The sequence below is a fragment of the Salipiger abyssi genome (genome assembly GCF_001975705.1).
Taxonomy (GTDB): Bacteria; Pseudomonadota; Alphaproteobacteria; order Rhodobacterales; family Rhodobacteraceae; genus Salipiger; species Salipiger abyssi.
Window position 1 is genome coordinate 1,962,518 of record NZ_CP015093.1, and the last position, 19,207, is coordinate 1,981,724.

Below are 19,207 nucleotides of genomic sequence, written 5' to 3' on the forward strand. Positions count from 1 at the left end.
TCAGTTCGCGCAGGTGAACTGGCCGCGGAACCCGGCGGTGTAGTCGGAACCGGCGGTCACGATCAGGTCTTGAAGGTTCTCGTCGTCCGTCTGGTTGACCTCCGCCGTTAGCGGGCCGGCGGCAAAGCTGTCTCCGTCAGCCTCAAGCCGGACGAGGTCGCCGCTGACCCGAATCAGCGCGCCATCGTCGGCGGTCACGAGCACCGGCGGGCTGGTCTCGGTATAGGTGAAGCGGCAGGCGGTGCCATCGGGGAAGACCTTTGCGATATCTTCCTCTGTCAGGAACTCCGGATCGACGGTCTTGACGACCTCGGTCGACAGCGCGTCGGCGGCATCCTTCAGCTCCGGCGCGGCAGTGGCAGGCCCCGGCTGCGCCTCGCCATTGGCCGCGATGTCCGCCAGCAGATACCGCATCTCGGCGATCTCCTTGTCCTGCGCGTAGACGATGCTGTCCGCCAGTTCCCGCACCCGGGGGTCGGTCAGATTGGCCCGCGATGAGGTCATGATCGCGATCGAGTGGTGCGGGATCATCGCGCTCATGTAGGACCGGTCCTGCACCGTCACCTGGCTGCGCACGAGCCACAGCGCCCCGGCGAAGACGGCGATGGACCCTATGAAGATCGCGATATTGGCGGTGCGGTTCTTATACATGCCCAGCATGAAGGCGAGCATCACGAAGGCCATGACCGCGCCCATGACCAACGCCATGTAGGCCCGAGTTTCCGACCAGAAGACGTGACTGACGAGGTAGGTGTTCAGATACATCAGCCCCAACATGAGCAGCGTCGAGGTGGCGATCATGAGGAAAAAGCGAGTGTAAGCCATCGGGGTTCTCCTGCTGTAATACGGAGTCAACAACCTTCCATTGGGTGGATGTTCCCGCAAAACTCTGTTCAGTCCGAAAGAGGACGGTGGTGGATCACCGCAAAAGTCGTGACCTGCTCCCCTGAAACGTCCGCAGTTTGAAGTTAGCCTGTTCTCCAGATCAGGAGACAGGCCATGCGGAAAAGCCGTTTTAGCGAAGAGCGGATCATTGGCATTCTGAAGGGGCACCAAGCCGGGATAGGCGCCAAGGAGCTCTGCCGGAAGCATGGCATCAGCGAAGCGATCAACACGCAATAGGTGTGTATCGAGGCAGCATGGATTTTCGTGGGGACAACAGCACCCATCTGCGCGGCAGAGGCAAATCCTCTTGGAGTGCCCCCACTGAAGTGGTCCACCAACTGGGATAGTTTTATCCCGATGTCAGGAGGACCAGGAGATGGCTGGAAAGCGAGACAAGCCCGAAGAGATCGTGCTGAAGCTACGGCAGGTTGAAGGTCTGCAAGGACAAGGGAGCTCGATTGCCGATGCTGTGCGCCAGATCGGCGTGACGCAGCAGACTTACTATCGATGGCGCAAAGAGTATGGCGGCATGAGCCGGGATCAGCTCAAACGTCTGAAGCAGCTGGAGACCGAGGATGCCCGGCTCAGGCGCGCGGTTTCAGATCTGACGCTGGACAAGGTGATCCTTACCGAGGCCGCCCCGGGGAAACGACTGAGCCCCGCCCGCCGCCGTTGTTGCATCGAGCATGTGCGGCAGACCCTCGGCGTATCCGAGCGCCGAACCTGCCGCACATTGGGACAGCATCGCTCGACACAGCGCAAGGTGCCTATCGGTCTGCCGGATGAAGACCGGCTGACCGATGACATCATCGCGGTAGTGTCCCAACGCTTGGTGTAGGAGGCCGCGCGCGGAGCCCCCAGCGTAGCGCAGCGCGCGGCCGGGTGTGACGCTGGCGGCCACCGCCGATCTTCGAGAAGGTTCGGGTTGCGAGACCTTGAACCAAGAACGGAGATGACGATGACCGATGACAGAATGACGCTGATTGAGCTGGTTGCGAAGCAGGCCGATGGCGATCTCGTGCGCGAGATGCTGGCCTTCGCGGCCGAGCGGATCATGGAAGTGGAGGTCGAGGCGCGAACCGGTGCCGCGAAGGGCGCTCGCTCTCCCCTGCGGGAGGTTCAGCGAAACGGTTACCGGGACCGCGACTGGGACACTCGTGCCGGTCGGATCGCGCTGGAAATCCCGCGGCTGAGAAAGGGGAGCTACCTGCCCAGCTTCCTGGAGCCGCGACGGACTGCTGAGAAGGCGCTGGTGGCGGTGATCCAGGAGGCTTACGTCCACGGGGTCTCGACGCGCTCCGTAGACGATCTGGTGAAGGCGATGGGCGCTGGCGGCATGTCGAAGAGCCAAGTCAGTCGCCTTTGTGTCGAAATCGACGAGCGGGTGAATGCATTCCTCTCCCGGCCGCTCGAAGGCGCCTGGCCCTATCTCTGGCTCGACGCGACCTACGTGAAAGTGCGCGAGAGCGGGCGGATCATCAGCCGCGCCGTGATAATAGCGGTAGCTGTGAACGAGGACGGCAAGCGCGAAGTTCTCGGCGTCGCCACCGGTCCATCCGAAGCAGAAACGTTCTGGACCGACTTCCTGCGCTCTCTCGCCGACCGTGGCCTGCGCGGCGTGAAGCTGGTGGTCTCCGATGACCACAAGGGGCTGCGGGCTGCCGCGCGGCGGGTGTTCGACGCGACGCACCAGCGCTGTCGCGTTCACTGGATGAGAAACGCGCTTGCCCATGCTCCGACCAAGCAGCGCACGGCCGTGGCGGCAATGCTGAAGACGATCTTCGCCCAGGAAAACAAGGCGGATGCCGAAGCCCAGTGGGAGGTCGTGGCTGACGCGCTGCGCGAGAAGCAGGCGCGGCTCGGCGCCCTCATGGACGCCTCGCGCGACGACGTCCTCGCCTACATGGATTTTCCACGTGAGCATTGGGCCCAGATCGCGTCGACGAACCCACTGGAGCGGGTGAACCGGGAGATCAAGCGCAGGTCTGACGTCATCGGCATCTTCCCGAACGACGAGGCCATCGTCCGTCTCGTCGGCGCGCTGATGCTCGAGACCAATGACGAATGGACGGTTGCGCGGAGATACATGTCGCTTGAAAGCCTGGCGCGTGTCACCGACACTACAACCGTCAGGCTGTCCGCCGTGGCGACCTGATCAGCCTTGAACCTCTCCGAAGGTCGGCGCTCTTACACCATCTCTCGGGGCACTACCATCATCGCGCTGACGCGAGAGTTTGGGCGCTACGGATATCGCATGATAACTGGCATGCTGAACAACAGCGGCTGGCATGTGAACCACAAGCGCGTAGAGCGGATCTGGCGGCGGGAGGGGCTTACAGTCCCAAGAAAACAATCCAGGAAGGGACGGCTCTGGCTGAATGACGGCTCGTGCGTTCGGCTCCGGCCAGAACGCCCGAACCACGTCTGGTCCTATGACTTTGTCCAGGAGCGGACGCATGACGGGCGGGTATATCGCACCCTCAACATCATTGATGAGTTCACAAAGGAGGCGCTGGTGATCCGTGTCAAACGCAGGCTCAATTCTGTCGATGTGGTGGATGCCTTGACTGACCTGTTCATCCTGCGCGGTCCGCCGGAATGCATACGGTCCGACAATGGCGCGGAATTTATTGCCAAGAAGGTGCGGGCATGGATTGGCGCAGTCGGTGCCAAGACGGCCTTCATTGCGCCTGGCTCACCTTGGGAGAACGGTTACTGCGAAAGCTTCAACGCAAGGTTCCGGGACGAAATGCTGAACGGCGAGGTTTTATACTCGCTACGCGAAGACCAGGTCCTGATCGAGAGATGGCGTCGCCACTACAACACTATCAGACCCCATAGCTCTCTGGGATACCGTCCACCAGCGCCAGAAAGCATCGTCCCGATAGACCAGAGACCGGCCATGCACTAACAATCAAACCGGACCTCTCGATGGGGGCAGACCACATTGTTTTCTACAAGCTGCTGAAATGCCGGAATGGAAATGCGCTTTCCGCTTCGGATTGCGGGAACTTTGGAACCCGTCTGCATTCGCGGACTGATAGTCTCTCGCCAAGCTCAAAACGCGGCTTGGCCGCATCCAATGCACAGCAGGAGACCCCCGATGTCCATCTCCGATCCGGCAACACTTCTCTCCTCTTTCCGCGCCGCGCTTCCGCCTGCGGCGCAGCTGGCCGACGATCTTGTCGGCAAGGGCGCGGTGACCGAGGGGCCGTTCGGCGAAAAGCCACTGGTCTATGCGGATTACGTCGCCTCGGGCCGGGCAGTGAAGACGCTCGAGATGTTCATGCTGGAGCAGGTTCTGCCCTACTATGCCAACAGCCACACCGAGGCGTCGTTCTGCGGCAGCTACATGACCCGGCTGCGCGCCGCCTCGCGTGCGGCCATCGCGCGCCATTGCGGTGCCGATGCGTCGGACCATGCCGTTATCTTCGCCGGCAGCGGCGCCACGGCAGGGCTCAACCGGCTGGTGCGGCTGTTGGGCGCGGACCGGGGCCGGGTGAAAGTCATCATCGGGCCCTACGAGCATCACTCCAATATCCTGCCCTGGCGCGAATGCGGGGCCGAGGTGGTGGAACTGCCCGAAGGCGCGGAGGGTGGCCCGGATCTGCCGGCGCTCGACGCGGCTCTGGCGGATGTGGCGGCCTATGACCGCGTGATCTGCGCCTTCTCGGCCGCTTCGAACGTGTCGGGGATCATTGCCGATGTCGCCGGGCTGACTTCGCGGGTCAAGGCGGCGGGCGCCTTGATGGTCTGGGATTATGCGGGCGGCGGGCCCTACCTGCCGATGGCGATGGAGCCGGCGCCCGACGCAGGCATCGACGCGCTGGTCTTTTCGCCGCACAAGTTCATCGGCGGGCCGGGGGCCACGGGCATCCTCGTGCTGCGCCGCGACGCGGTGGTGTCGGACAGGCCGACCTGGGTTGGCGGCGGCACGGTGCGCTTCGTGTCGTCTGAGGCGCATGATTATGCCGACGGGCTCGAAGCGCGCGAAGAAGCCGGCACGCCGAATGTTGTGGGCGATATCCGCGCCGCGCTCGCGGTGATCGTCAAGGAGCATATCGGACAGGCCCATATGCAGGCGCGCAATGCGGACTTGTCCGCCCGCGCCATCGCCGCTTGGCGCGATGTGCCTGGGATCGAGCTGCTCGGGCTGACAGGGCCGGCGCGGCTGCCGATCCTGTCCTTCCGCATCCGCGATCCGCGCGGAGGGTTCATCCACCAGCAGCTCGCGACGCGGATGCTCAGCGACCGGTTCGGCATCCAGGCGCGTGGCGGCTGTGCCTGCGCAGGGCCTTACGTGCTGCGGCTGCTCGGTCACGATGCCGCCGCCGCGGCGCGGATCCGTGAGGAGATCCTCTCCGGTCAGGAGCTGGAAAAGCCCGGTTTCGTGCGGCTCAACCTGTCGGCGCTGATGAGCGACGCCGAGGTGGCGTATATTCTCGAAAGTGTCGCGACCTTGTCGCGGGATGCCGCCAGCTATGCCGATCTCTACGAGGCCGACAGCGCGCGCGCCATCTTCTCGCGCCGCGCCGCCTGACCGGGGCGGCGCCTAGGCGTAGTCGAGCGGCAGCTCGGTACTCGACCGGATGGTCTCCATCGCGAACATCGACGAGACGTCGCGGATATCGACCTTTTCGATCAGCCGCTGATAGACGCTGTCATAGGTGGCGATGTCGGGCACCACGACCCGCAGCATATAGTCGATCTCGCCCGCCAGGCGAAACACGTCGACGATCTCGGGAATGTCCCGCGTCGCTTTTACGAAGGCCTGAGACCATTCGCGGCTGTGTTCGCCTGTCCGGATCGCCATGAAGACGGACACGCCGACATTCAGCTTTTCCTCATCGAGCAGCACCACCCGGCGCTTGAAATAGCCGCGCTGCTCGAGCTTGCGGATGCGGCGCCAGCAGGGAGTTGTCGTCAGCCCGATTTCGGCGGCGATCTCCGCCACCGGAGTTTCGGAGTTGCGTTGCAGCCGGCTCAGTATTTTCCGGTCGTAGGAGTCGAGTGCTGGTCTTTCGCCTTTGGCCAAGATGTCACCTCCCCGTGCCGGGGTTGCGTGCCGGGATTGTGCCGCGAAACGCGTTCAGCCGCACCCGCGCGCCGCCGGCGCTGGCGCCCTGGGACAGCTCGGAGCTGCCGGTATCCCGTGTCAGCGTGTTGGGATTGCCGCCGAGGTCGATACGTTCCCCGTCGATGGTCGCTGGCCGGTACCAGCCGCCGGTCGGCAGCACGACGTGGCCCGGTGCAAGGGCGGTGTCTGCTTCGATCACCACGAGCACGCTGCCGCGCGCATTGCCGAGCAGCGCAGGCGCACCGCTGGTCAGCCCGGCCTTGGCGATGTCGTCGGGATGCGCCCGGGCGACCTCGCAGCCATGGCGGCGGGCCTTGGTGGCAAGCGGCGCACCGTCGAGCTGGCTGTGCAGGCGGGTTTCGGGCTGTGGCGAGAGCAGCCGCAGCGGCAGGGCGGTGTCTTCTTCGGCGTCGCTTGCCCGCACATGGCTCAGCGGCGCGCCGAGCCGGTGATCCTCTGCCCGGAGGAGATCGGGCAGCAGCGCGATCCGGCCGCTCGGGGTCGAGAGCGGGTTGGCGGCGGGATCGGCGCGGAACGCCTCCAGTGGCTGGGTCACGTCCTGCGGCTCGGGATCGGCGAGCCGGGCGTAACCGGTGGCGCAGAATTCCGGCCAACCTGGCAGTTCTGGATAGGCGGCACGGTAGCCCTCGTAGAGACGGGCCAGCCACTCCGTCTCGGTCAGCCCTTCATGGAAGGCGTCGGCAAAGCCCAGCCTGTCGGCGATCCGGCTGAGCACGGCGTAATCGGTCTCCACTCCAGAAGGGGGCTCCATCACCTTGGTCGAGCGGAGGATCCAGTTGTCCCGCGAGGCGGCAGCGATGTCGTCGCGTTCGGTGGGCAGGGCGGAGGGGAACACCAGATCCGCATGGCGCGCGGTGGCGGTCCAGACGCTCTCCTGAACTATCACCGTCTCCGGGCGCCGCCAGGCGCGGGCGAGGCGGTTGAGATCCTGATGATGGTGGAACGGGTTGCCGCCGGCCCACCAGATCAGCCGGATATCGGGCAGGGTCAGCGGGGCGCCGTTGTAGGCGATGGTCTCGCCGGGGCGCTCCAGCATCTCGGCGATGCGGGCGACGGGGATGTACTCGGCGACCGGGTTGCGGCCCTGGTCGAAGGCCGGGCCGCGCAGGCGGCGCAGCGGATTGCCCACCGAGGACACGGCTGAGAGGCCGCAGGCGATGCCGCAGCCGGGGCGCCCGATCTGCCCGGAGAGCACCGCCAGCACCAGCGCCGCCCAATAGGGCTGTTCGCCCGCTACGGCGCGTTGCAGCGACCAGGAGAGGTTGATCAGAGCCGGACCGTCGGAGAGCTTGCGGGCGATCCGGGTCAGCTCGGACGCCGGAATGCCGGTCAGCGCCGCCGCCCAGTCCGGGCTTTTCGGCTGGCCGTCGGAGAGGCCGAGGATCAGCGCGCGGGTCTCGTCGAACCCGGTGGCGATGCGTTTGACCGCCGCCTCATCGACGCGGTTTTCGCTCAGCAGCACATAGGCCATCGCCAGCATCGCGCAGGCATCGGTTCCTGCGGCAATCGGCAGGTGACGACCTGTCGGCGCGTCCCGCCCGTCAGGCGAGAGGGTCAGCATCTCGCCGCCCGCCTCTGCGAACCGGTCGATCCAGCCGCGCGTGCGATGCGCGCCGGTGCCCCCGGCCTCGACCTGTGCATTGGCGAGGCGCATGCCGCCGAAGGACAGGATGAACGGGCGGTTCTCGACAATACGGTCCCAGCTTGGATTGAAGGTGCCGGGATCGGAAAATTCTGGGCCCACGAGATGCGGGAGCAGCACCTTGGCCGTACCGTAGCTATAGGTGTTGCGAGCAGACACAAACCCGCCCGCGAGGTTCAGGAAGCGCTTGAGCTGGCTTTGCGGATGGTGGAACCGCCCGGCAGAGCCCCAGCCATAGGAGCCGCCAAAGATCGCCCGGTTGCCATGGGCCTTGCGCACCCGGTCGAGCTCGGCGGCGGCGAGATCGCAGGCGCGGTCCATGGTGACCGGCACGAAGGTGTCGTCGCCCCGGCGCGCGCCGCCATCGCCGGCGAGCCAGCCTTTCCGTGCCATCGGCTGCATCACCCGCGTGGGATGGTCTGCCAGCGCCAGAAACCCCGCGCCGAGCGGCGAGGGGTCGGGATCGTGGCGGAACGGCGCGAGCGCCGGACCGTCCGGACCGCGCGCGATCTCATAGGTGCCGAAGTGACTGGCGAAGAGCTCCATGACGGGCCCCTTGAAAGCGGAAAAAGCGCGGGCGACCGAAGTCGCCCGCCCAGTTGGGGAGAGTTAGTTTGCCGGGGTCATGTCGAAGGCGCGCAGCCAGTCGTCGCCGCGCGGCTGATAGCTCACACGGCCCGAAACGCCGTAGGTGGCGGGCTGGGCGTAGAGGAAAACGACCGGGGCTTCGTCGCACATGATCTCGGTGGCCTTCTTGTAAGCCGCCTCGCGCTCCGCTTCGTCGGTGGTGGCGATGCCGGCGACGAGCTGCTCGTCGAAACCCGCATCGTTCCAGTAGGAATACTGGTTGCCCGGCTTGAACAGGGTCAGCAGACCGTCGGCGTCGATGGTCGCCCAGGCCTGCCCCAGCAGCGAGAAACGGCCAAGGTCATGCGCCTTGCGGTATTTGTCGAGATAGGCGCCGAATTCCATCGCCTGAATCTCGGTCTTCACGCCGACATCGCCGAACATCTGCGCCACCGCCTGGGTGACCTCCTCGCCCTGAAGGTAAGTCGACGAGGGCAGTTCGAACTCGATGGTCTGGCTGAGGTCGACGCCGGAGTCCTCCAGCAGCGCGCGGGCCTTGTCGGGATCGTAGGGATAGGCTTCGAGATCGGGATTGTAGCCGAAATAATCCGGGGTCATCACCTGACAGTTCGACACCGTGGCCGCCCCGTCAAAGAGCGCGTCGGCGATCAGCTCCTTGTCGACGGCATAGTTCAGCGCCTGACGGAAGAGCTTGTTGTCGAGCGGCGCCTTCTCGGTGTTGAACTTGATGAAGACCGAGCGGGTGCTGTCCACCGCCCCTGCCTCGGCGTTCGGGCTCGCCTCGATGCGGGCGATCTCGGAGGCGGGGATCTTGTTGATCAGGTCGACCTCACCGGCCATCAGCGCGGCAACGCGGCTGGCGGTTTCTGGGATCACCCGGAAGGTGACGTGATCGAACTGCGCGGGCGTGCCCCAGAAATCGGGGTTCGGCTCCAGCGTGATGTGATCGCCCGCCACGATTTCCGAGATCTGGTACTTATACCCCGACATGGTTTCGGTGACCGGATCGTGCTCGGCCGCCCATTTCGGCGGCAGCAGCATGAACATCGACAGCTGCGCCGGAAGCGCCGGGTACGGCGAAGAGGTCTTGATCTCGAATTCGGTGGGCGAGATCACGTTGACGCCCTCGATCTGGCTGAACCACGAGGAGATCCGCTTGGGGTTTTCCTTGTCGGTCACGCGGGCGATGTTCCAGGCGACGGTCTCGGAATCCAGCGGTTCGCCATTGGCGAAGCTCGCGCCTTCAACCAGCGTGAATTTCCACGTCAGATCGTCGACCGCTTCCCAGGACGTGGCGAGCGAGGGCACGAGATCGTAGCTCGGTTCACGCAGGATCAGCGTCGGGTAGATGTGGCTGAGCACCGACAGGTCGAGCCCGACCGAGGCCGATCCGTGCGGATCGAGCGTGTTCACCGCCGAGGTCTGCGCAATGGTGACATCCATCGCAAAGCCCGGCAGGGCGGGGGCGGCCAGCGTCGCGGCAAGCGCGGTGGTGGCAAGGTATCTGGTCAGCTTGGTCATGGTCTTCCCTCCGTGGGGGTGCCTGTGTTGGCGAAAGGCGGCGCCTTCGGGCGCCTATTGGATCTTCTGGTCGAGCACGAAATGCCCGGGCGCGACCTCGATCATCGGGGTATCGCGCGGCGGAATGTTCGCCGTCACGTCAAAGGGCGTACGGTCGGGGCGGCGGCGGTCGGGATCGGGAACCGGGATCGCCGCCAGCAGGGACCGGGTGTAGGGATGGCGCGGATCGGAAAAGATCTGCTCGGTCGGCGCCAGCTCGACGATCCGCCCGCGCAGCATCACGGCGACGCGCTGGCAAAGATAGCGCACCATCGACAGGTCGTGGGCGATGAACAGATAGGCCAGCCCCAGCTTGTCCTGAAGATCCTGGAACAGATTGACGATCTGCGCCTGAATCGAGACGTCGAGCGCGGTGATCGGCTCGTCTGCCACGATGAAGGCGGGCTCCAGAGCGATGGCGCGGGCGATGTTGATCCGCTGCCGCTGACCGCCCGAGAACTCGTGCGGATAGCGCGACATGAAGCTCGGATCGAGCCCCACCAGCCTGAACAGCTCCGCCACGCGGTCGGTAAGCGCCGAGCCGCTTTCGACCCCGTGCACCACCAGCGGTTCGCCGACGAAGCGGCCGACCTTCATGCGCGGGTTGAGAGCGGAATAGGGATCCTGAAAGATCATCTGCATCTGCCGGCGGTAGGGCTTCAGCCCCTGCGGCCCCAGATTCATCAGCTCGTTGCCGCGAAAGCGGACAGAGCCCTCGTCGGGGGTTTCCAGATGCAGCACGGCGCGGCCGGTGGTGGATTTGCCAGAGCCGGATTCCCCGACCAGCCCCAGCGTCTCGCCCTCGGCGATCTCGAAGGAGATGTCGTTGATCGCGTGGATCACCGGCTTTGGCTTGCCGAAGAGCGGCTTGCCGCCGCCGTAGCTGCGCATCAGGCCGTTCACCTCCAGCACGGGAGGGCGGGTCTCTGCGGACGCGGTCATTGCGTTTCCTCCTTGCGGGCGGCCAGCAGGGCGGGAAGGTCGTACCAGGCGGCGACCTTGTGGCCGGGCACGTCGCCGACCTCGCGCAGCGGCGGCATTTCGGTTTTGCAGCGCTCGGTAACGAAGGGGTTGCGCGGCGCAAACGGATCGCCCGCGGGCGGGTTGGCCATATCGGGCGGGCTGCCGGGGATCTGGTATAGCCGCCGCTGGGTCCGTGCGCCCTCGTCGGGCAGCGAGTTGAGCAGGCCCCAGGTGTAGGCCGAGCGCGGGTCGTGGAAGACGGGCCGCACCGGGCCGCGCTCCATGATCCGGCCACCATACATGACCTGGATCGTGTCGGCGAGTTCCGCCACCACGCCCATGTCATGAGTGATCCAGATCACCGTGGTGCCGAAATCCTCTTTCAGCTTGCGCACCAGATCGAGGATCTGCGCCTGCACCGTCACGTCGAGCGCGGTGGTGGCCTCGTCGGCGATCAGCAGGCGGGGATTGCAGGCCATGCCGATGGCGATCATCACCCGCTGCCGCATACCGCCCGAGAACTCATGCGGGTATTGCGACAGCCGCGCCTCGGGATGGGGGATGCCGACGATGTCGAGCAGCTCCACCATACGCGCCTTGAGCGCCGCGCCGGTCAGGTCGGTGTGCCGGGCCAGAACCTCTTTGAGCTGCCGGCCCACGGTCAGCACCGGGTTCAGCGACGACATGGGGTCCTGAAACACCATGCCGATCTGGCCGCCGCGGATCTCGCGCAGCTCGCGGTCGCTCATCGCCATCAGGTCGCGCCCGTCGAAGCGCGCGCTGCCCGAGACGATGCGGCCCGGCGGGCAGGGCAGGAGGCCCATCATCGCCAGGATATGCACCGACTTGCCCGAGCCGCTTTCGCCGACGATGCCGAGCGTTTCACCGGCCTCGACCGAGTAGGTGAGGTCGTTGACCGCGTGAACCACGCCGCCCGGTGTGTCGAACTCGACCGTCAGGTTCTCGATCTCAAGAAGCGCCACGTCAGACCTCGATATAGCCGCCGCGCGATTTGGTCAGGAAGTCATGGCCGTCCTCGGTGATCAGGATCGTATCCGAGATCTGGGTGGCCACGCCCTGATCGGGCACGCGCAGGTTGGGTTCCAGGGTGAAGAGCATGCCCGGTTCGAGGATCACGTCGGTCTTGCCGTCGAGCGAGAAATGCTCATGCGCGCCGATGCCGATGGTGTGCCCGATGCGTCCGGGGATGTTCGCCTCGTATCCGGCCTCGGTCAGGCCGCGCTTGGTGATGTGATAAAGCTCGGCCAGAGGTGTACCGGGTTTCATCACCGGGGTGATCTCCTCGCGGATCTTCAGGATCGTCTCAAGGGCGCGGCGGCGCTTGTCGGGCACCGCGCCGAAGGCCACCGTGCGTTCGTTCTCGGCATGGATGCCGTTGGCCACGGCCCAGATGAAGATCGCGCAGGTTTCGCCCTGCTCGGGCTTGCGGGCAATGGAGTTGTCGCAGTTGCGGAACATCCGGTCGCCGGACAGAACCCAGGTCGCAAGCCCGTTGACCATGCCGCCCTCGAGCCCGCCGAAATCGGCCACCTCGATCGTGTCGGGCAGGGCGTGGGTCCAGTGTTCGTTCATCGCGATCAGCGAGGCGGTATGCGCCTCGCGCTCGGTGCCGCCGGCGGCCAGCGCCGCGATGGCGGCATCCATGCCCAGGTCCGCCAGCCCGGCGGCGACGCGGGCCATTTCGATCTCGTCGGCGTCCTTGATCAGACGGCAACGGTCGATGAGCTTGGAGCTGTCGGCGAATTTGGCATCGGGCACCAGCGCCTGGACCTGGGTCCAGCGCGCCATGGGGGTGCTGTCGGCTTCCATGCCGATGGTGGCCGCGCCCAGACCCTTCTCGGTCAGGATCGCCTGAAGCGCCTCGGGCCAGGTCGGGCCCATGGTCTTGGTCGTCGACCAGACGCCATAGGCGCGGGTGTCTTCCACAAAGCCCTCGTCACGGCCATGGGCGTCGCGCAGGGCGTGGACGAGCAGGGTGGGTTCGCCCTCGGCGGGCAGGATCATCACCACCGGGTGCGAATAGAGCACCGGGTTGAAGCCGGACATGTAGAAGGTATGTTCGGGCTTGAAGGAGACGAGCGCGTCGATGCCCTTCTCGGCCATCGCGGCCTTGAGGCGGGCGATGCGGGGGCGGGGGCTGGTGGTATCGAGGCTCATTTGGCGCTCCGTGTCTTGGGGTCGAAATAGTCGCGCAGCCAATCACCGAAGAGGTTCACAGACAGCACGGTCAGGACGATGGCGAGGCCGGGGAAGGTCACGGTCCACCAGGCCGAAGAGAGATAGACGCGCCCGTCCGCCAGCATCCGGCCCCAGGAGGGGGTCGGCGGCTGCACGCCGAGGCCGAGGAACGACAGCGCAGCATCCATGATGATGACGCGGGCGAGCTCCAGCGTGCCGACGACAAGCGCAGGCGTCAGCACGTTGGGCAGGATGTGCAGGAACATGATGCGCGCGGTCGAGGCGCCGATGGCACGGGCGGATTGTACGAACTCCCGCTCGCGCAGAGACAGCACCTGCGCCCGGATGATCCGCGCGTAGCGGATCCACGATGTCAGCGCCAGCACCAGCACCACGTTCTGGATCGAGGGGCCGAGCGCCGCGACCACCAGCAGCGCCAGCAGCATCAGCGGAATGGCAAGCTGGATGTCCACGAGCCGCATCAGGATACGGTCGACGATACCGCCCTTATAGCCCGCGAGGATGCCGAGAATCGTGCCCACGACGCCGCCCAGCACCACCGCCGTTGTGGCGACCATCAGGGTCATGCGTGAGCCGTGGATCAGCCGCGAAAGGATGTCGCGGCCCACCTCGTCGGTGCCGAGCGGATGCGCGCCGGGGCTGAAGAGTCCCGCCCAGGTCGGGCCTGCGAGCCGGGCGCGCAGATCGCCGCGCGTCGGGTCGGGCAGGTCCAACACCGGGGCGAGCAGCGCAAGCGCCACGATGACGACCAGCAGTACGGCACCGAAAAGTCCTGCCTTGGAGCGGTAGAGGTCCTTGAGAAGATGTTTCATGGTCAGGGCCTCAGCGGTTCGCGCGGATGCGCGGGTCGAGCACGCCGTAGAGCAGGTCGACAAGGAAATTGATAAGGACGAAGATCGTCGCGATCAGGGTGATGCCGGCCTGGATGACGGGGAAATCCTTGGCCTCGATGGCCTGGATGATCAGCCGCCCGATGCCGGGCCAGGAGAAGACGGTTTCCGTCACCACCGAGCCGCCCAGCAATTCGCCGGTCAGGATCGCGGTCATGGTCACCACCGGAATGAGCGCGTTGCGGGCGACGTGCCAGAAAAACACCGTGTGGCGCAGCAGACCCTTGGCCTTGGCGGTGCGGATGTAATCCTCCTTGAGGATGTCCAGCATGGACGAGCGCAGCAGCCGCGCGATGGAGGCCGAGACGAAGACCGCCAGCGTGAAGGCGGGCAGCACCAGATGCGCCCAGGTGCCGTAGCCGCCCGTCGGCAGCCAGCCGAGATTCACCGCAAAGAACAGGATCAGCATGATCCCCAGCCAGAACACCGGCGTGGCCTGCCCTAGCAGCGCCACGGCCATGACCACCAGCTCGATTGCCTTGCCGCGTTTCAGCGCCGCGATGGAGCCCGCGATGGCGCCGATGATGAGGCCGAGGAAAATCGAGGTGAAGGCGAGCTGCGCGGTGGCGGGCAGCCGTTCCAGCACCACCTGCATGGCGTCGCGGCCATGCTGGAAGGAGGTGCCGAAATCGCCCTGCACGGCGTTCAGCAGGAACTGCCCGTATTGCAGGATCATCGGCTGATCGAGGCCGAGCTGCGCGCGCAGCGCCTGGATGTCGGCTTCGGTCGCGCCGATGGGCAGCAGCAGCGCCGCCGGGTCGCCGAGGATGCGTGTGACGAAGAACACGATCGTCACCACGCCCCAGACGGCCAGAAGAGATTCGCCGAGACGGCGAAGGACGAAACCGGTCATGTCGCACGGTCTCCCAGGAACGCGCGGATCCGGTCGAGAACCAGGGCGTTCTTTTCGTGGTGGCAGGAGTGGTTGGCGCCGGGCACCAGCCAGGCTTCGGCATTCGGGCAGAGCTCGGCGATCAGCCTTGTCTGGCTGGGCGGGCAGATCCAGTCCTTGTCGCCGCAGAAGGCGAGGGTGGGGACGGTCATGCCCTTCAGCGCCTCGCGCAGATCGTGTTCTTTCTCGCGGAACATCTCGTTATGGGTCTCGGCATGCAGATGCATGGTGCGGGTCCGCTCCAGCGCGGCGTTCGGGTCGAACACCTCGAAATAAAGCGGCTGGAGCGCGAACCAGATCAGCCGGAATTCGGTGTCGTCGGTGATCGTCGTGCCAAAGAGCTTGTCGATCATCTCGGGGCTCGCCGAAGGCACCTTGTCGATCCGCGCCTTGAAGGTCTCGATGGCCTCTGCCTCGTGGTGATGGCTGGGTGCGGTGCCGCGCAGGATCAGGTGGCTCAGATGCTGCTGGTAATGTACCGCATAGGTCAGCGCAATCATGCCGCCAAAGCTGCCGCCCTGAAGGATGATCTTGCCCTCCTCGCCGCAGAAATGGCGGCGCATCGCCTCCACGTCATCGGCATATTGGCGGAAATTCATCGGATAGGCGATCTCGGTCAGCCCGCAGCCGCGCTGGTCGAAGGCGATGACGCGGTAGCTGTCGGCCAGCGCCGCATAGGCCGCCCATTCGCCCAAATAATCGCCCGCGCCGCGCCCGCCATGCAGCAGGATGATCGTTTCGGCATGCTCCTCGCCCGCGATCCGGTAGCGGAAGCGGCAGTTGTTGAGCGTGACGTAATCCTCGCGGCCGATCATTTCGCGGTCTCCATCAGGCTGGGGGTGGCATCGACCCATTCGTCGCCCTGAAGCTCGGGGGTATTGTAGGCCTGAAGACCGGCGTAGTGGATGACGGCATCGGCGGTGAATAGCTCCTGCACGATGCCGCGCATCAACCGGTCGGCGCCCGCCGAGATCGCGGGAATATCGCCCGAAAGTTTACCGTGGCTCAGCATCGCGGCATCGTTGAAGCAATGGATGCGCGCCAGCATCGGGCAGCTGCCCGGCTCTTTTTCCAGGAATTCGTAGCTGTCGCCCAGATAGGGCGCATCGACCATGAAGGGCACGGCACGGCCCATCGACGGCTGATAGACGCCGTCCTTCCAGGTCTTGATCTGGCCGGCGAAGCTCGCGAATTCGGGCCGTCCGGTGAAATCGTTGCGAAAGCCGGTGGCGGCGATGACGAAATCCGCCTCGAAATCCGCCAGCGGCGTTTTCACCACGATATGGTCGCCCGCCTCGGTCACATCCTCGACCGGGCAACCCAGAAAGGTGCGGGCGTTGGGATGCCGGGTGACCCGCAGGGTCGAGCTGCGCGGCGGCGGCACCTGCTGGCTGTTGACGTAATCGTTGAAGCGGAATTTCCACGCGTCGGGCAGGGCGCGGATGCCATGCACCACACCCTGGCTGCTGATGCCGGTCATCTTGTTGACCCGCGGCATGTCCTTGCGGCGGATCAGCATGTCGACCGATCCGGCGCCTGCCTCCAGCGCGGTGGCGGCGTTGTCCATCGCCGAGGCGCCGGCGCCGATGACGATGACGCGCTTGCCCTTGAGCGCGGCAAAGTCGATCTTGTCGGCGCTATGCGCCCAGAACCGGCGGTCGGTTTTTTGCAGGAAGCCGGGCACCGCGCCGCCGCCGAGGCCTGAGCGCCCGGTGGCGAGAACCAGATGCCGGCAATATTCAGTGCGACGGCCGCCGGCATCCTCCAGTACGACGGCAATCAGATCGTCGCCCGCCTCGGTCACGGAGGTCACGCGGGTCTCGTTGACGACCGGCAGGTCGAGCGCATCGCGATACCAGCGCAGGTAGTCCATCCACATGCCCTTGGGGATCTTGTCCAGCTCGTCGAAGGCGGCGTCGCCCCATTGCGCTTCGAACCAGGCACGAAAGGTCAGCGCGGGCAGGCCGAGGCAGGGGCCTGCAAGCGTCTTGGGCGAGCGCAGGGTCTTCATGCGGGCGAAGGTGTCCCAAGGCCCTTCGAGCCCTTTCGGCGCGGCATCGTAGAGCAAGATATTGTCCACGCCCGAAAGTTTCAGCCGCGCGGCGCCGGCGAGCCCGCACATGCCCGCGCCCACGAAGATCACATCACGCACGCGCTGACCGTCGTGTTCGCGTGGGGGCACCCAGGATTTCGAAGGCAGTTCGAGCAGGCTCAGATCCTTGGCGAGCCGGGCTTCGAGAGCGGCAAGGCCGTTGCTTGTGTCAGTCATGGTTCAGTCTCTGTCTTGGAAGTTGGCGCCATCGTCAATGCGGCGGACCCGTGGGACCAGGTCGAAGAGCGCGGCCTCGCACAGGTCGAAGAAGTCGCTTGTGCCACGGGCGCCCGCGGCCCCCCCGGCGGCGAAGAAGCCGAAGGTGAAATCCACCTCTTCGGCCAGCGGGCGTAGGATCACGCCTTTGGGTGCGGTGCCATAGGCGGTCACGGGTTCCACAATGGCGGTGGCGCCGGTGAGGCGTGTGAACTGGAGCGTGGAGACCGAGGAATTGGCGCGGACCGCCCGCGCGGGATGCACGCCCGCAGCATCCAGCGCTTGACGGATGCGGCCCTGAAGGCGGGTTTGGTCGAGCATCGTCACGAGGGTGTCGGAGGCGATCTGCGCCAGCGAGACGGGCGTTTCCTCGGGAAATTCATCGGCACGGCTTTCGGGCATCGCGGCGACCAGAGGCGCCGAGAACATCCGTTCTGCATGCACGCCGGGCACATCGAGCGGCAGCGAGGCCAGACCGATGCGGGCGTTGCCGCTCAGCAGATCCTGGGCCACGGCGTTCGGCGCGGCTTGTATCAGGCGCACCTCGCCGGGCCGATCCGCCTCGGGCCAGCGCGCCAGCGCGTGCGGCACCAACCCGGTGCCGAGCGCATAGGTGGCCGAAATCGACATGGGCTGTTCGGTGCCGCGCGCGCGGGCGAGAGTGCGCGCGGGCAGATCTTCGAACATTGCCAGCAACCGCCGTGCCTCTTCCTCGAAAGCCACGCCCTCTGCGGTCAGCGAGATCCGGCGCCCTGCGCGCTCGAACAGCGCGAAGCCGAGCGACGCATCGAGATCCTGAAGGCAGCGCGTGACCGAGGGCTGCGAGCGGCCGAGCATCTCGGCAGCCAGCGTCACGGAGCCGGTCTCGGCGACTTTCAGGAAGGTGGCAAGGTCTTTGCGGTTCATAGACCAAAGATTTCGTAATGATTGGGCGCTATCAATACAAAAATGACATAAATCAAATTTGAGCCGCTTCGGACCGGAAAATTTGCGGGCCTTGATGCATTTTTATGCATTAATAAGTCATGATTATTCATAAAATGAAAGAAGCCCGCCTGAAGCGGGCTTCTTCTTGCTGCTCGGGCGACTCACTTCGCTGAAAGCGGGGTCAGTCCGAATGGCCGAGCGGGTGCATCAGGCGGTTCGCCCAGCCGAAGATGGCGATGGAATGGATCAGATCCTGAATCTCGGCGTCGTCCATGCCCGTCTCGCGCAGCGCCGCGACATGGGTCTCTCCGGCAGTGGGCGGGGTGGCGGTGAGCGCCTCGGCAAAGGCCATGATTGCGCCGTCACGCGGCGGCAGCGCGTCGCCGCGGCCGGCGAAAAGCGCCGAGATCGTCTCGGCCCCTTTCAGCCGTGCATGCTGACGCGCATGGACATTCGCGCAATAGCGGCAGCCGTTGACCAGCGAGGCGCCAAGCGCGCCCAGCTCCCGGTCGGCACGGTTCAGCCCGCCCTCGGCATACATGATCGCGTTGAAAAGCACCGTGCGGGCCACATAGCTGTCGGGGTCGTGCGCAAGCGTGCGCACATAGGGCGAGACCTTCTTGGCCGAGGGCGTGACCTTCATCGCCTCAAGCTGGCGCGGTGTCGCATCCTCGATTTCGACCGGCGGCAGGTGAGGGGTCCATGTCAGCGGTTTCAGGGCGATCTGGGGAATGGCGTCGGTCACGGGCGGGGCTCCTTCAGCAGGTTCAGCCCGTGCGCCACCCGGATCTGGTAGCAGGTATAGGCGAGAAGTTCCGACAGGGCGATGATCTGCGGGACGGTAAAGCCCGCGTCCTGAAGCGTCGCCAGATCCTGTGGGCCGGCCTTGGCGGCGCTGTTGGCGATCATATCGCTATGCCGGGCAAGGGCCGCGAGCGCGGGATCATCGGGCATGTCGCCGGCTGCCAGAAGGGCCAGCTCGGGATCGGTGGGCAGGGGGTAGCCTTCGACCAGACGGGCGTTCCCTCCGCCATTGGCGACGCGCCGGCCAAGCGCCGCGCGCAGCTCGGGCGACAGGCCGAGATCTTCGTCGGGCGTCAGCACCGCAGCGCGGCAGGCCTCGGCGCCCGCGACAAATTCGGGCCGCAGGGCGCGCAGCCGATCCAGGGCGCTGCCGTCTGCGATCCCCAGGGCGGCGTTTATGGCATCATTGGAGAAGGACATATTTCGGTTT

16 protein-coding genes and 3 pseudogenes are annotated in these 19,207 nt (G+C 65.5%); 5 read left to right on the forward strand and 14 right to left on the reverse strand.

Features of this window, described 5'->3' with window-relative positions; translation table 11 throughout:
* On the reverse strand, positions 1-825 hold the full coding sequence (locus Ga0080574_RS12925; protein WP_076699767.1) for a DUF6692 family protein: 825 nt from the start codon (positions 823-825) through the stop codon (positions 1-3).
* Positions 826-999: 174 nt separating this feature from the next.
* Here Ga0080574_RS12925 and Ga0080574_RS25910 point away from each other — a divergent pair.
* The 5 genes and pseudogenes from Ga0080574_RS25910 to Ga0080574_RS12955 all read left to right on the forward strand — a co-directional run.
* Positions 1,000-1,107 (forward strand): annotated as a pseudogene (locus tag Ga0080574_RS25910) (transposase); the annotation flags it as partial.
* A 154-nt stretch (positions 1,108-1,261) separates the two neighbouring features.
* Positions 1,262-1,711: pseudogene (locus tag Ga0080574_RS25625) on the forward strand (transposase); the annotation flags it as partial.
* Between the two features lie 132 nt (positions 1,712-1,843).
* Positions 1,844-3,040 carry an IS256 family transposase gene (locus Ga0080574_RS12945; RefSeq protein ID WP_076695235.1) on the forward strand — a complete coding sequence of 399 codons (1,197 nt, stop codon included), beginning with the start codon at positions 1,844-1,846 and terminating at the stop codon, positions 3,038-3,040.
* 57 nt (positions 3,041-3,097) lie between these two features.
* Positions 3,098-3,796 (forward strand): annotated as a pseudogene (locus tag Ga0080574_RS12950) (IS3 family transposase); the annotation flags it as partial.
* 192 nt (positions 3,797-3,988) lie between these two features.
* Entirely contained in the window at positions 3,989-5,425 is a 1,437-nt protein-coding gene (locus Ga0080574_RS12955) for an aminotransferase class V-fold PLP-dependent enzyme (RefSeq protein WP_076699770.1), read from the forward strand.
* Between the two features lie 12 nt (positions 5,426-5,437).
* Here the strand turns inward: Ga0080574_RS12955 and Ga0080574_RS12960 are convergent, their stop codons facing one another.
* From Ga0080574_RS12960 to Ga0080574_RS13020, 13 genes are all read right to left on the reverse strand, one after another.
* Positions 5,438-5,920: an Lrp/AsnC family transcriptional regulator gene (locus tag Ga0080574_RS12960; protein ID WP_076699773.1), complete on the reverse strand. Its 483-nt coding sequence runs from the start codon at positions 5,918-5,920 to the stop codon at positions 5,438-5,440.
* A 4-nt stretch (positions 5,921-5,924) separates the two neighbouring features.
* Positions 5,925-8,171: a molybdopterin-dependent oxidoreductase gene (locus tag Ga0080574_RS12965; RefSeq protein WP_076699776.1), complete on the reverse strand. Its 2,247-nt coding sequence runs from the start codon at positions 8,169-8,171 to the stop codon at positions 5,925-5,927.
* Positions 8,172-8,234: 63 nt separating this feature from the next.
* On the reverse strand, positions 8,235-9,734 hold the full coding sequence (locus tag Ga0080574_RS12970; protein WP_076699779.1) for an ABC transporter substrate-binding protein: 1,500 nt from the start codon (positions 9,732-9,734) through the stop codon (positions 8,235-8,237).
* Between the two features lie 54 nt (positions 9,735-9,788).
* Positions 9,789-10,715 carry an ABC transporter ATP-binding protein gene (locus tag Ga0080574_RS12975; RefSeq protein WP_076699782.1) on the reverse strand — a complete coding sequence of 309 codons (927 nt, stop codon included), beginning with the start codon at positions 10,713-10,715 and terminating at the stop codon, positions 9,789-9,791.
* The gene (locus Ga0080574_RS12980) at positions 10,712-11,719 is read right to left on the reverse strand and encodes an ABC transporter ATP-binding protein (RefSeq protein ID WP_076699785.1); all 1,008 of its coding nucleotides are present in this window, start codon (positions 11,717-11,719) and stop codon (positions 10,712-10,714) included. Before Ga0080574_RS12980 ends, Ga0080574_RS12975 begins: the two co-directional genes overlap by 4 nt.
* A gap of 1 nt (position 11,720) precedes the next feature.
* Complete coding sequence (locus Ga0080574_RS12985; protein WP_076699788.1) at positions 11,721-12,914, reverse strand: M24 family metallopeptidase; 1,194 nt, start codon at positions 12,912-12,914, stop codon at positions 11,721-11,723.
* On the reverse strand, positions 12,911-13,768 hold the full coding sequence (locus tag Ga0080574_RS12990; RefSeq protein ID WP_076699791.1) for an ABC transporter permease: 858 nt from the start codon (positions 13,766-13,768) through the stop codon (positions 12,911-12,913). Before Ga0080574_RS12990 ends, Ga0080574_RS12985 begins: the two co-directional genes overlap by 4 nt.
* 10 nt (positions 13,769-13,778) lie before the next feature.
* The gene (locus Ga0080574_RS12995; protein ID WP_076699794.1) at positions 13,779-14,699 is read right to left on the reverse strand and encodes an ABC transporter permease; all 921 of its coding nucleotides are present in this window, start codon (positions 14,697-14,699) and stop codon (positions 13,779-13,781) included.
* Positions 14,696-15,553 (reverse strand): alpha/beta fold hydrolase, encoded by an 858-nt coding sequence (locus Ga0080574_RS13000; RefSeq protein WP_076699797.1) that lies wholly within the window; start codon positions 15,551-15,553, stop codon positions 14,696-14,698. The genes Ga0080574_RS12995 and Ga0080574_RS13000 overlap by 4 nt, the downstream gene beginning before the upstream one ends.
* A complete protein-coding gene (locus Ga0080574_RS13005) occupies positions 15,550-17,007 on the reverse strand; it encodes a flavin-containing monooxygenase (RefSeq protein WP_076699800.1) in 1,458 nt (485 codons plus the stop codon). Before Ga0080574_RS13005 ends, Ga0080574_RS13000 begins: the two co-directional genes overlap by 4 nt.
* Positions 17,008-17,010: 3 nt before the next feature.
* Entirely contained in the window at positions 17,011-17,952 is a 942-nt protein-coding gene (locus tag Ga0080574_RS13010) for a LysR family transcriptional regulator (RefSeq protein WP_076699803.1), read from the reverse strand.
* A gap of 202 nt (positions 17,953-18,154) precedes the next feature.
* On the reverse strand, positions 18,155-18,718 hold the full coding sequence (locus Ga0080574_RS13015; protein ID WP_198039811.1) for a peroxidase-related enzyme: 564 nt from the start codon (positions 18,716-18,718) through the stop codon (positions 18,155-18,157).
* Positions 18,715-19,197: a CMD domain-containing protein gene (locus Ga0080574_RS13020; protein ID WP_076699807.1), complete on the reverse strand. Its 483-nt coding sequence runs from the start codon at positions 19,195-19,197 to the stop codon at positions 18,715-18,717. The genes Ga0080574_RS13015 and Ga0080574_RS13020 overlap by 4 nt, the downstream gene beginning before the upstream one ends.
* Between the last annotated feature and the right edge of the window lie 10 nt (positions 19,198-19,207).

Bases quoted from the DNA above. Each gene is read 5' to 3' on its own strand.
- Ga0080574_RS12925 (WP_076699767.1), bottom strand. From the start codon at position 825: ATGGCTTACACTCGCTTTTTCCTCATGATCGCCACCTCGACGCTGCTC.
- Ga0080574_RS12945 (WP_076695235.1), top strand. From the start codon at position 1,844: ATGACCGATGACAGAATGACGCTGATTGAGCTGGTTGCGAAGCAGGCC.
- Ga0080574_RS12955 (WP_076699770.1), top strand. From the start codon at position 3,989: ATGTCCATCTCCGATCCGGCAACACTTCTCTCCTCTTTCCGCGCCGCG.
- Ga0080574_RS12965 (WP_076699776.1), bottom strand. From the start codon at position 8,171: ATGGAGCTCTTCGCCAGTCACTTCGGCACCTATGAGATCGCGCGCGGT.
- Ga0080574_RS12970 (WP_076699779.1), bottom strand. From the start codon at position 9,734: ATGACCAAGCTGACCAGATACCTTGCCACCACCGCGCTTGCCGCGACG.
- Ga0080574_RS12975 (WP_076699782.1), bottom strand. From the start codon at position 10,715: ATGACCGCGTCCGCAGAGACCCGCCCTCCCGTGCTGGAGGTGAACGGC.
- Ga0080574_RS12985 (WP_076699788.1), bottom strand. From the start codon at position 12,914: ATGAGCCTCGATACCACCAGCCCCCGCCCCCGCATCGCCCGCCTCAAG.
- Ga0080574_RS12990 (WP_076699791.1), bottom strand. From the start codon at position 13,768: ATGAAACATCTTCTCAAGGACCTCTACCGCTCCAAGGCAGGACTTTTC.
- Ga0080574_RS12995 (WP_076699794.1), bottom strand. From the start codon at position 14,699: ATGACCGGTTTCGTCCTTCGCCGTCTCGGCGAATCTCTTCTGGCCGTC.
- Ga0080574_RS13000 (WP_076699797.1), bottom strand. From the start codon at position 15,553: ATGATCGGCCGCGAGGATTACGTCACGCTCAACAACTGCCGCTTCCGC.
- Ga0080574_RS13005 (WP_076699800.1), bottom strand. From the start codon at position 17,007: ATGACTGACACAAGCAACGGCCTTGCCGCTCTCGAAGCCCGGCTCGCC.
- Ga0080574_RS13010 (WP_076699803.1), bottom strand. From the start codon at position 17,952: ATGAACCGCAAAGACCTTGCCACCTTCCTGAAAGTCGCCGAGACCGGC.
- Ga0080574_RS13020 (WP_076699807.1), bottom strand. From the start codon at position 19,197: ATGTCCTTCTCCAATGATGCCATAAACGCCGCCCTGGGGATCGCAGAC.